At 53.7% G+C, this 11,484-nt stretch carries 10 protein-coding genes; 7 read left to right on the forward strand and 3 right to left on the reverse strand.

The window, feature by feature from the left end; translation table 11 throughout:
• Nucleotides 1-149: 149 nt before the first annotated feature.
• Nucleotides 150-605, reverse strand: a complete 456-nt coding sequence (locus tag ACTG27_RS08350; RefSeq protein WP_429218242.1) for a hypothetical protein — start codon at nt 603-605, stop codon at nt 150-152.
• A gap of 199 nt (nt 606-804) precedes the next feature.
• Here ACTG27_RS08350 and suhB point away from each other — a divergent pair, with 199 nt between their 5' ends.
• Nucleotides 805-1,608, forward strand: a complete 804-nt coding sequence (gene suhB, locus ACTG27_RS08355) for an inositol-1-monophosphatase (RefSeq protein WP_234601586.1) — start codon at nt 805-807, stop codon at nt 1,606-1,608.
• Between the two features lie 375 nt (nt 1,609-1,983).
• Here suhB and ACTG27_RS08360 read toward each other — a convergent pair whose 3' ends face one another.
• Complete coding sequence (locus ACTG27_RS08360) at nt 1,984-3,615, reverse strand: methyl-accepting chemotaxis protein (RefSeq protein WP_439979479.1); 1,632 nt, start codon at nt 3,613-3,615, stop codon at nt 1,984-1,986.
• A 340-nt stretch (nt 3,616-3,955) separates the two neighbouring features.
• On the opposite strand from ACTG27_RS08360, the gene ACTG27_RS08365 reads away from it, so the two are divergent.
• The 6 genes from ACTG27_RS08365 to pseC all read left to right on the forward strand — a co-directional run bounded on the left by ACTG27_RS08365 (nt 3,956) and on the right by pseC (nt 9,865).
• Entirely contained in the window at nt 3,956-4,888 is a 933-nt protein-coding gene (locus tag ACTG27_RS08365) for a ZIP family metal transporter (RefSeq protein WP_429218244.1), read from the forward strand.
• Between the two features lie 168 nt (nt 4,889-5,056).
• Nucleotides 5,057-5,749, forward strand: coding sequence for a 5'-methylthioadenosine/S-adenosylhomocysteine nucleosidase (gene mtnN, locus ACTG27_RS08370; protein WP_005333935.1), 693 nt, complete (start codon nt 5,057-5,059; stop codon nt 5,747-5,749).
• Nucleotides 5,746-6,708 carry a cobalamin biosynthesis protein CobD/CbiB gene (locus ACTG27_RS08375; RefSeq protein WP_201950434.1) on the forward strand — a complete coding sequence of 321 codons (963 nt, stop codon included), beginning with the start codon at nt 5,746-5,748 and terminating at the stop codon, nt 6,706-6,708. The genes mtnN and ACTG27_RS08375 overlap by 4 nt, the downstream gene beginning before the upstream one ends.
• A complete protein-coding gene (locus ACTG27_RS08380) occupies nt 6,701-7,546 on the forward strand; it encodes a cobalamin-binding protein (RefSeq protein WP_439979480.1) in 846 nt (281 codons plus the stop codon). Before ACTG27_RS08375 ends, ACTG27_RS08380 begins: the two co-directional genes overlap by 8 nt.
• A gap of 157 nt (nt 7,547-7,703) precedes the next feature.
• Nucleotides 7,704-8,708: a UDP-N-acetylglucosamine 4,6-dehydratase (inverting) gene (pseB, locus tag ACTG27_RS08385; protein WP_127007581.1), complete on the forward strand. Its 1,005-nt coding sequence runs from the start codon at nt 7,704-7,706 to the stop codon at nt 8,706-8,708.
• A complete protein-coding gene (gene pseC / locus ACTG27_RS08390) occupies nt 8,705-9,865 on the forward strand; it encodes a UDP-4-amino-4,6-dideoxy-N-acetyl-beta-L-altrosamine transaminase (protein WP_439979481.1) in 1,161 nt (386 codons plus the stop codon). The genes pseB and pseC overlap by 4 nt, the downstream gene beginning before the upstream one ends.
• Before the next feature lie 104 nt (nt 9,866-9,969).
• Here the strand turns inward: pseC and ACTG27_RS08395 are convergent, their stop codons facing one another.
• Nucleotides 9,970-11,460 (reverse strand): GSCFA domain-containing protein, encoded by a 1,491-nt coding sequence (locus tag ACTG27_RS08395; protein ID WP_330124491.1) that lies wholly within the window; start codon nt 11,458-11,460, stop codon nt 9,970-9,972.
• Nucleotides 11,461-11,484: the final 24 nt, after the last annotated feature.

An 11,484-nucleotide genomic window follows, 5' to 3' on the forward strand; every position in this document is an offset into this window, starting at 1 on the left:
CGGTATAGATAGCTCGGCTCGATGGCGAGACCAAACTGTTGCCGCCTCATCTTGCAACAAATCGCCGACAACGAGCCATTAAAAAGCAACGCACCGCGAGCCGATATGGCCTGCAGTGCGTTGTTTGTGTAATCAAAAAACAGGCGTGACTAGTTGAGCATGGCGACCGGCTTGCGCTGGCGCAGCATGATCAGGCGGGAAAGCAGCGGGAAGTAGGAATCCAGCTTGCTCAGCAACACCCGGCTGCAGGCAGGCTCGGCCAGCTCCGACTCATCCAGCACGATGCCGTTTGAGACAAAATAGAAACGGGGATCCCGCACATCCGGCCCGCTGACCGTCAACTCCTTGTCCCCCTTGCGGATCAGCAGTGGCAAGACCGGCAAGCCGATCGTCTCGTCCTCTGCGCGGGCAAATCCGGCATCCTGCCAGGGGGCATCCCCGTCGATCAGCAGGATCGCCGCCTCCGTCTTGGCCGGTTGCCACTGGGCAAGGGGGGTCACGGCGATGTGGGCAAAGTGATCACCATACTCAGGTGATGACCGCAAAATGGCCAACAGACCTTCACTGGTCGCTGACACGTTCTGACTCACTAATGACAAATTCATGGCTCATATCCCTATGCTCATGACAGCCGGTATCAGGCTGCTGGGATAAGACTAGCGCAGATCTGGTCTATATTGGAGCCGTCAAATCTGGCAGTGCTAATCAATTGGTCGTAGGGGGATAACAGTTGCCATCGCACAAAATACTGGTATCATACCGCGTCCTTTTATCCCCCGTTCTTTAACATCCAGTGGTGAACCTATGCATCCGATGCTGAATATCGCCGTGCGCGCTGCGCGCAACGCCGGTCAAGTTGTAGTAAAAGCCTTCTCCCAGCCCGAGAACATTGAGGCTATCCAAAAAGGCAGCAATGACTTCGTGACCAACGTTGACCGTGAAGCCGAAGCGGCCATCATTCACACCATCAAAAAATCTTACCCGGAACACAGCATTGTTGCTGAAGAGTCCGGTGAGATTGCCGGTACCAATCCGGACTACCAATGGATCATTGACCCGCTGGATGGCACAACCAACCTTGTCAAAGGCATTCCGCACTTTGCCGTTTCCGTCGCGCTGCGCGTGAAAGGCAAAACCGAACAAGCCGTTGTTTATGATCCCATCCGTGACGAACTGTTTACTGCTACCCGTGGTAGCGGCGCCCAGCTGAACGGCTACCGCATCCGTGTCGGCAAAGCCAAAGAGCTGGCTGGCACCGTACTGGCCACCGGTTTCCCCTACAAACAAAAGCACCACATCGAGCCGTACCTGAAGATGTTCCAGAGCATGTTCATCGAATGTGCCGACATCCGTCGCTCTGGCTCTGCCGCGCTGGATCTGGCCTATGTGGCTGCCGGTCGCGTCGACGGTTTCTGGGAAATCGGCCTCAAGCCCTGGGACACCGCTGCCGGTGAACTGCTGGCCAAAGAAGCCGGCGCCATCGTCACCGACTTCGTAGGTGGTCACAACTACGAAAACTCCGGCAACATCGTGGTTGCCAACCCGCGCGTCCTGAAAGAGATGCTAGGCAAGATCCGTGAAGAGCTGCCGGAATCCCTGGCCAAATAAGCCAGCGCCCCAGCATTCACCAAGATAAAAAAGCCGGCGCAAGCCGGTTTTTTTTATCTCTGCAATTTATCTCCGAAATACAGCCCACACTGCACCAACGATGACGCCCCCCGTCCCCCCCACATTTCTGCATGCCATATCCCCTCATTACCAGACTTCCACTCCAAGTTGTCAGCTATATCTCGCTATCAAACACGCAGTTTCCCAAACTCTCGTTACCAAGACCCATACAGAGATGCCACAGCAATGACTTCCTTCTTACCAGCCCAGAACTGATCTCGCTGATACAGATGCAAACCAATTCATTGCCAACAGACAGATAAAAAACACCCGGCATATCGCCGGGTGTGATGATGGAGCGCATCGACCTGCTTATCAGGCGAGACGGAAACGCCCGATAGTCTGTCTCAGGCCGACAGCCAGCTGGCTCAACTCCAGACACGCGCGAGCAGTATGATCCGCCCCCAGCGCCACCTCATTGGCGGATTCGTTGATCCGCTCGACGTTGCGGCCCAGCTCGTCAGACACCGCATCCTGTTCACCGCATGCGCTGGCAATCTGGATCGCCATATCGGCGATTTTCTCAACTGCTTCTTCGATCTGCTGGATTCCATGTCCAGTTTGTTCACTCTGGGTCACACACTGGCGGATCATATCGCAACTCAGTCCGGTCACCTCTTTCGCCTGATTGGCGCGGGACTGCAGGGTTTCGATGATGGCGACGATCTCGCCGGTAGAGGCCTGGGTACGACCAGCCAGGGTGCGCACCTCATCGGCGACCACCGCAAAGCCGCGGCCCTGCTCACCGGCACGGGCAGCCTCGATGGCGGCATTGAGGGCCAGCAGATTGGTCTGATCGGCAATGCCACGAATGACATCAACCACTACGTTGATCTGGGCAGACTCGCGCTCCAACTCAGCCACCAGCGTGCCGGCCTGCTCAATCTCTTCGGCCACCTGGGTGATCGCCACCAACGAACTCTGCACATCCTGATTGCCACTGCGGGCCAACGCATTGGCGGAGCTGGCCGATTCGGAAGCGCTCTCGGTGTTACCCGCTACATCGGCAACGGTCGCCTTCATCTGGGCCATAGCCGTCGCTACCAACGAGATCTCTTGCTGCTGACTCTGGATCCCTTTGGCGGACTGTTCGGAAACCGCGCTCACTTCTTCAATCGCGGTGCCCAGCTGGGTAACCGCAGCCACCACCTCTTCAATCAGACCACGCAGGTTGTCCTGCATCTTGAGGGAAGCTTTGGCCAGCATGCCCAGCTCGTCGCGGCCGATATGCTGACGCTCCAGCTGATGAGTCAGATCGCCGGCGGCAATGGCGTTGGCCTGAGCCACTACCGCTTGCAGCGGCAGGCAGATCTGGCGGGTCAGGAACCAGGTCATCACCACCATGAACACCAGCAGAGCACCAATGCTCACCATGGCGAAAGTGGTCACCATGCTGACGCTGCCAAGCAAGCTGCTGCGGTTTTCCTTCACAAAACCGAGGTTCACATCGATCAGAGCATTAACTGCCCGCTCCAAAGAACCAAAAGCAGCATTCGAGGCAAATAACTGTGCCTTGGCCTGCTCTTGTTCTCCTTGTACCAGCAGTTGATCAAACTCGTTCACTGCACGTTGGTAACTGAGCCACTGTTGTTTGGCCTGATTAAACACCTGACGCTCATGATCAGCACCGACAGTCGCCTCATAGGCGTGAAATGCGTTGTCTACTTTCTGGATATTCTGCTGGATCCGGCTGCGGCGAGCCTGCAGATCAGCGGCATCGTTCACCATCAGCAATGCAAACTGGGCACGACGGACATAGGAGACGTCATAGAGCAGGGTTTCGACCGACAGGACACTCGGCAGCGTAGAGTCGGTAAAGTTCAGCACCCGATCACGCACACCGCGCAATTCGCTGGAGAGAAAAACACCGAAGACAACGTTGACTGCGGCAATGACCGCAAAAACCACGGCAATCTTTTTGCCGATGGAGAGATTCTTGTAAAACATAGTGGCGGGTGATCCTCTACTGCTGACAGGCGAATGGAGTGTGGCGAACACATCCCTATGAGCAAATACCCGGACCTTCCTGACGGGAAAAATAGCAGAACACCGGGAAGATAGGGTTCCGCAAAGGCGCGCACGCCAGCACAAAGCGACCACCTCCTCACTTTTCTTTAAAAATTAAAAGCAACTTAACAAAACCAACAACCGGAGCCGGATCACAAAAACCACCCCAAATTCACCTGGCACCATTTTCCCGATAGCAACAATCGTCTTGCAGACATGGACAAGGGGTGGCCGAGTCGATGTAATGCCACCATCCACTTTGCACATCCGAGGTCATGCCATGGACCATCTCTCTGCCCTCCCCCCGTTATCCTGGTCACAGCAACTGCGCAGCCAGATGCAAAGTCGCCCGCTCACCGCTCTCGGCCTCTTTATCGCGCTGGTCGCGGTGCTGCTCCTGTTGCTACAGAGCCTGATCATGTTGGCGACCGGCGACGTAACCAGCGGCGTGCGCTACGGCCTGATCGGGGGGGCAGCCGGTTTTGCCGCCACCACCATTGGCGCCCTGCCCGCCCTGTTCCTGCGCTCTGTGCCGCAAAAGGCCGAGGACACCATGTTGGGCTTTGCCGCTGGCATGATGCTGGCCGCCAGTGCCTTCTCCCTGCTGCTGCCGGGGCTGGAGGCCGCCGAGGGGATCACCGGCAACGGCTTTAGTGCCGCCGCCGTGGTGGTGGTCGGCATGACCCTCGGGGTGCTGTTGATGCTGGGGCTGGATCAGTTCACCCCGCACGAGCATGACAAAACCGGCCCCTGTGGCCCCGGCCATGAGCAGTGCTCCCGGGTCTGGCTGTTCGTCTTTGCCATCGCCCTGCACAACCTGCCGGAGGGGATGGCCATCGGGGTAAGCTTCTCCCAAGGGGATATGTCGGTCGGGCTGCCGCTTACCACCGCCATCGCATTGCAGGATATTCCTGAAGGACTGGCAGTGGCGCTGGCCATGTGCGCCGCCGGTTTTCGCCCCTCGGTGGCCGTGCTGGTTGCCATTGCCAGCGGCCTGCTGGAACCTCTGGGCGCCCTGCTCGGGGTGGGGCTCTCAAGCGGTCTTGCCATTGCCTACCCGATAGGGCTTGGGCTCGCCGCTGGTGCCATGTTGTTCGTGGTCTCCCACGAGGTGATCCCCGAGACCCACCGCAACGGTCACCAGACCTATGCCACCCTCGGTCTGATGGCCGGCTTTGCCCTGATGATGACGCTCGACACCGCGCTCGGCTAAAGGCCCCTCTCCTATCTCATCAATGCTTTTTGTCACCTGCGGCGCTCCCATATGGAGAGCCGCGCTTCATCTCTCCTTTCGCTTGTGCCTCTCGGCGCCGACGCCATCTTTTGTTATGATCTACAGCAACTTAAATTCAGCCACACGGCTATCAAGACGAGGTCAGCAATGAAAGTAGGTATTATCGGCGCCATGGAGCAAGAAGTGGCCCTGCTGCGCAGCCAGATGAGCAACCCCACCACCCTGCAACTGGGCGGCTGCGAGTTCTATCAAGGGATGCTGGCAGGCAAAGAGGTGATCCTGACCCGCTCCGGTATCGGTAAAGTCGCCGCCAGCGTGGCCACCAGCCTGCTGTTGGAAAAATTTGCCCCCGACTGCGTCATCAATACCGGCTCTGCGGGCGGCTTTGCCCAGGACCTGCACATCGGTGATGTAGTGATCGCCAGCGAGATGCGTTTCCACGATGTGGATGTGACCGCTTTTGGTTACGAGATGGGCCAGATGGCGCAGCAACCCGCCGCCTTCCCCTGCGACGAGAAGCTCATCGCGGTCGCTCAGGATTGCATCGCCGAGCAGGGCAAGCACCAGACCAAGGTTGGCCTTATCTGCACCGGTGACCAGTTCATGTGCAAACCGGACGCCATCGCCAAGGCTCGCGCCGACTTCCCGCAGATGCTGGCGGTCGAGATGGAAGGTGCCGCCATCGGTCAGGTGTGCCACATGTTCAACGTGCCCTATCTGGTGGTGCGCGCCATGTCCGATATCGCAGGCAAGGAACAGGTTGAATCCTTCGATGCTTTCATCGAGGTGGCCGGCAAGCACTCCGCCGAAGTGATTATCAAGATGCTCGGCAAACTGTGATCGAGACCGGCTCGCTTGATTTGATGGCCGACGCCCTCCTTTCTACGATGGCGGCCATTCTGGTGGGGGCAGCCCTGCTGGAGGCGGTGATCCCGTGTCCATCCCATCTGCGTCTTTCGGCCGTCACGCCCTTGCTGACCCGGCTGGGGCACAAGGTGCACAAGGCCGATGGCACACCACGCCAGCAGCTACAAGCAGGTATGCTGGCGATGCTGGTGGTATGGGTACCCTGCGCCGCCGGGCTCTGGTCGTTGCGCAATCTGGCCCTGAGCGAGCCGATCTTCGACCTGCTGTTTCTGCTGTTGATGATCGAATCTCGTCCACTGCGCGAACTCGCCCATGCCACTCACTCGCTCGCCACGCAGGAGACCCTGCCGCTGGCGAGATTGCAGGCGGCTCCCTGGCTTAAGCGGGAGACCGGTAAACTCTCGACCATGGGGCTCGCCAAAGCAGTGACGGAGAGCTGCGCCCTGCGTCTGGTCGGCCAATGGGCTGGCCCGCTGCTGGGATTTGCCCTGGCTGGCGTACAGGGCGCCCTGCTCTGGCGGCTGGTGCAGCTGATGAATCAGAGCTGGAGTCGCAAAGATCCCGCCTTCGACCACTTTGGTCGCGCCGCCAGCGCCCTCTATCAGGGGCTCAATGCCTCCGTCATTTTGCTGCTGGGGCTGCCACTGCTGGCAAGCCGTCTCAAACAGGCCGCACAGCTGCTGCGCAATGGTGCGCTCTGGCCCTATCCCGTCATGGGGATGTTGCTCACTCTGCTGGTAGATAAGTGCCGGATCCGCCTTGGTGGCCCTCGCTACTATCAGGGGACTCTCCAGCGTTGGCCCGTCATCGGCACTGGTGCTGAGCCAGATAGCGAGACACCGCGCAAGCTGCTCAACATTCTGCAAGGGTGCGGCTGGGGCTGGTTGATATTGGCGCTGGTTGTCACGGTAGCGGGGTTATTTCATGGGTAGAGTGTTGCGCTTGCCTGTCTGGCTGCCCTGCGTGCTGCTGGCTTGGTTGCCCGGTGCCCTGCTGGCCGCCACACCGACCCGGGTGGTGAGCGTTGTTCCTCACCTGACCGAATTGCTCTACGAGATTGGCGCCGGCGACAAACTGGTGGCCATCGACGATGCCTCCGATTATCCGGCCGTGGTGAAAAACAAGCCCAAGGTGGCCAATTATCGCAGCATCAACGTCGAGGCGGTGCTGGCACAAAAGCCGGATCTAATTCTCGGCTGGCGCTCGGCTCAATCACGGATGCTGGCCCCACTGGAACAGCTGGGTATCTCGGTGTTCTACTCTGAGCCTACCGATTTTGCCTCGCTGGCCACCGAGATGCGGGCGCTGGGCAAATTGCTGGGGGTGGAAAAGAGCGCCGACGAAGCTGCCGATCGCTATCTGGCACGCCTGCATTCCCTGCAACAGCGCTATGGCCAACCAACCGGTGTCAAGGTGTTCTACCAGCTCTGGTACCCACCGCTCACCAGCGTCAGTGGTAATGCCTGGCCGGCTCAGGCCATCGAACTCTGCGGCGGGTTCAACGTCATGGCGAATGCCAAGACCCCCTACCCTCAAGTGGACATGGAACAGGTGATCAGAGCCAATCCATCGCTGATCCTGGCTGGGAGTCAAGATCCTGACGCCCTGCGTCACTGGCGAAAGTGGCCAAATCTCGACGCGGTGCAGCATCAGCGACTCGATTTGATCAACTCGGATGAGCTGCACCGTTTCACCCCGAGAGCCCTCAATGCAGTGGAGCAGGTTTGCCAAGCTATCCAGCTAAGCTCGCAAAGCACCGGCACATCTTGATAAAGCTTTACTGATGAGAGCCAATCCGAGGTGGTCTGGGTTGCACCCAAACCTTTAAAACTGTTTTTGTGAATGGATCACACTCTTTGCCAAAAAAACTGGTACTTTATTTGCTAGCATATGATTCATCTACTGTTTTTATGACGAGATGCCCACAATGTTCAACGATAAAACGCTACTGATCACCGGTGGCACCGGCTCGTTTGGCCAACGATTGGTCAAAACAGTACTGGAACGTTATAAACCGAAACGGCTTATCATCTATTCTCGTGACGAACTGAAGCAGTTCGAGATGCAACAGGAGTTTAACGACCCCTGCATGCGCTATTTTATCGGTGATGTAAGAGACGCCAACCGGCTCACTATGGCAATGCGTGGCGTCGATTACGTGATCCATGCAGCAGCACTGAAACAGGTTCCAGCTGCTGAATACAACCCCATGGAGTGCATTAAAACCAATATCCATGGTGCAGAGAACGTCATCCAGGCCGCTTTGCTCAATCAAGTCAAAAAAGTTATTGCCCTCTCCACTGACAAAGCCGCCAATCCAATCAATCTCTACGGTGCCACCAAGCTGGCATCAGACAAGCTCTTCGTTGCAGCAAACAACATCGCGGGACAGGATCCCACCCGTTTTGCCGTAGTCCGCTACGGCAACGTGGTCGGTTCTCGTGGCTCTGTCGTCCCCTTCTTCCAAAAGCTGATTGACCAGAATGCGGATGCGTTGCCCATCACCCATGAGGAGATGACGCGTTTCTGGATCACTTTGCAGCAAGGGGTAGATTTCGTGCTGGACAATTTTGGGCGGATGAAGGGAGGGGAAATATTCGTTCCCAAATTGCCATCTGTTCGGATCACAGATTTGGCCAGTGCCATGGCCCCTCACCTGCCACACAAAATCATCGGCATCCGCCCGGGAGAGAAGCTTCACGAAGTAATGTGCCCTGCCGATGACTCTTATCACACATTCGAGTTTGATGACTTCTTCGTGATTGGCCCAACCATCAACTTCAATAATCGCAACAACGATTTCTCCAAAACAGCGGCGGGCGAAAAAGGAAAAATGGTAGAACAGGGCTTCGAATATAACTCTCGCAGCAACCCTCACTTTTTCAGCATCGAACAGCTCCAGAAGATGAACCAGAGCAAGGTAGCAAAATGATTCCCTACGGCCGTCAATCTATCAGCCAGGCAGATATCGATGCTGTCGTTGAAGTTCTCAAGTCCGACTTCCTGACCCAGGGGCCGGTCGTTCCGCGCTTCGAGCAAGCGGTTGCCGACTACTGTGGAGCTAAATTTGGGGTGGCGGTCAATTCAGGTACTGCAGCACTCCATATCGCCTGTCTGGCGCTGGGAGTTGGCCACGGGGATTGGGTCTGGACATCCCCCATCAGCTTCGTTGCATCCGCCAACTGTGCTCTCTATTGCGGTGCACAAGTCGACTTCGTCGACATTGAACCCGATACAGGGAACATGTGCGCAGTGGAGCTGGAGAAGAAACTGATTGCCGCCAAGGCGGAAGGAAAACTCCCCAAGGTAGTCATACCAGTTCACTTTGCCGGCCTCCCCTGCGATATGAAAGAGATCCATCGGTTGGGGCAAGAATATGGCTTTCGGATCATCGAAGATGCCTGTCACGCCCTGGGGGCTCGCTATCACGATGAACCTACCGGCAATGGCCGCTACAGCGACATCACCGTCTTCAGCTTCCACCCGGTGAAGATCATCACCACCGGTGAAGGGGGGATGGCCATGACCAACGACCCTGCGATTGCCAAGAGGATGCGTATGCTCCGCAGCCACGGCATCACCCGTGAACCGGAAGACTTTATCAATGAACCCGACGGCCCTTGGTACTATGAGCAGCAAATACTCGGCTTCAACTACCGCATGACCGACATTCAGGCGGCACTAGGGTTGAGCCAGATGATCAATCTGGAGACATGGATTAACACGCGTAACAAGATTGCTCGTTACTACTTCGAAAGACTGGCACCACAACAACTACTTCGATATTTCAACAGCGAGCGGCGTAGCGCCTTCCATCTCTATGTTCACCATGTAGTCCCTGAACAACGCAGTGTGCTCTTCCAAAAAGTACGTGAACAGGATATCGGCGCCAACGTGCACTATATACCTATTTACAAACAACCTTGGTATCAAAAGTGGACTCAGACTCCTCTTCCATGTACCGAGCAGTTTTATGCCGGAGCCATCACGCTTCCACTCTTTCCGGAGCTACAGGCCAAGCAGCAAGGCGAAATCTGTCATCTATTGAAGACTCATGTCTGGCACAACGGAAGCGTCAACCAAAAGTAGCAATTAAATGGGGGGAACGTTTATTCCACTGACAAGTTTCACTCTTCTTCAGAACCAATTCATACTCATACCAAAATCAGGACATAATAGTTTCACCATGATGACTAACAATCACGCACAGTAACTGAATCAACAAATACAGAAATGATATCTGAAATAATGCTTTCATTTATATGACGTGAAACACCATCATCACTTCCATAGCATTTACCTATATGTGGGCCTAACCAACGAACAGCCTCAAAACTTGGCCAATAATAAACAGCATCAATTTTATCATTCATGACCTCATTGACCGCCACACGTAAAACTGACTTGCTTAGGCAATCAGCGATTACAGCGGAATGCCGTTCAAAAGTAGCAAGCAATGGTACAGGAGATAATGTAATTATTATCTGCGCCCCTATATTAACCTTTCTTATCAAACTGATTATTTCTAAGATATTTCTATAATTATCACTGACACTAGTCGTTTTGAATTCTCCATGTTCTATCAAAGCCCTTGTCCCTACCCAATCTGAATCTGGCACAAGAAGTTCACCAGTGCTTTTAGAAAAGAAAGCAGCACCCAACCCTAATGTATAAATAAAGCATTTTGCATCTTTTATTTTTTGAAAAACCTCTACTCTAGAAACATTTAATAATTTGAACATCTTATTTTCTAGATCAGCCCCTACTTCATGACCACACACCCATTGCCAAAACAATTTATTTGTATATGTATTATTCAGATCTTCACCAATAGGGATATGCCACACATCTTTACCTTGAGACTTTAATTCGGCAGCTACATTAGATGCAAAGCACGAACCAAATGTTACAAACTTATCATGAGGCATAAACTTTGGTGGATTAGAGTTAAACTCCACTGCAACATGCTTTAAAAAAGAATCTCTAAAACTAGTCATCAATTCATCTTTCATTGGATAGCGTGCCATAACATAGGGCTTTTTAATGGAGCGTTTATTATTCTCTGATTCCATTCCCTGTGCCAGACCTGTTTCATTTTCAAAAAAACTGAGTTCAATAGTTTTTCTGGCTAACAAACTTTCATAGTCATTTAGTATATTTTCATTACCTTCATCCATTGACAGCAATTTCAGGTAAGCTAATTCAGCCTCCCTCCAATTATCAGTATACATGGCTAACTTAGCAAGTAATTGCCATCCAAGAGGATAATCAGGATGAATGTCAGTAAAATTACGCGCCAATTCAAAGGCAATCAAATTATACCGATTAGAGTTTTTACCAATTAGTTTATTTATGACACTGACAACATATTCCTTTGATTTTATTCTCTGTTTTGCAGAAGTAACTTGCAGTTCAATCTCCGCATGTTCATTGTTAGTAAGGTTATAAATTCTGCAAAGTGAATCATTATAAAATGGTGTCGATGATTTTGTTTTTAAAAAACTAATTGCCTCTGAGAAACGGCCGGTATTTATTAAACAACAAACATATAAATGACAATATAGAAAATTATCATTGTTGTTCGAAATGCAAGAACTTAATATTTGTAGTGCACGCACATCATCGCCATCATTAACATAATTAAGCACGTCATCAAAATTTACTTTATTACCAAAACTATCCATAGCATCCTCCATAAAAAGCATAAT

It is taken from the genome of Aeromonas sp. 97A (assembly GCF_051919185.1).
Taxonomy (GTDB): domain Bacteria; phylum Pseudomonadota; class Gammaproteobacteria; order Enterobacterales; family Aeromonadaceae; genus Aeromonas; species Aeromonas veronii.

What these genes read in the sequence shown, in the direction of transcription:
- ACTG27_RS08350 (WP_429218242.1), bottom strand. Translation starts at nt 605, where the DNA reads ATGAATTTGTCATTAGTGAGTCAGAACGTGTCAGCGACCAGTGAAGGT.
- suhB (WP_234601586.1), top strand. Translation starts at nt 805, where the DNA reads ATGCATCCGATGCTGAATATCGCCGTGCGCGCTGCGCGCAACGCCGGT.
- ACTG27_RS08360 (WP_439979479.1), bottom strand. Translation starts at nt 3,615, where the DNA reads ATGTTTTACAAGAATCTCTCCATCGGCAAAAAGATTGCCGTGGTTTTT.
- ACTG27_RS08365 (WP_429218244.1), top strand. Translation starts at nt 3,956, where the DNA reads ATGGACCATCTCTCTGCCCTCCCCCCGTTATCCTGGTCACAGCAACTG.
- mtnN (WP_005333935.1), top strand. Translation starts at nt 5,057, where the DNA reads ATGAAAGTAGGTATTATCGGCGCCATGGAGCAAGAAGTGGCCCTGCTG.
- ACTG27_RS08380 (WP_439979480.1), top strand. Translation starts at nt 6,701, where the DNA reads ATGGGTAGAGTGTTGCGCTTGCCTGTCTGGCTGCCCTGCGTGCTGCTG.
- pseB (WP_127007581.1), top strand. Translation starts at nt 7,704, where the DNA reads ATGTTCAACGATAAAACGCTACTGATCACCGGTGGCACCGGCTCGTTT.
- pseC (WP_439979481.1), top strand. Translation starts at nt 8,705, where the DNA reads ATGATTCCCTACGGCCGTCAATCTATCAGCCAGGCAGATATCGATGCT.
- ACTG27_RS08395 (WP_330124491.1), bottom strand. Translation starts at nt 11,460, where the DNA reads ATGGATAGTTTTGGTAATAAAGTAAATTTTGATGACGTGCTTAATTAT.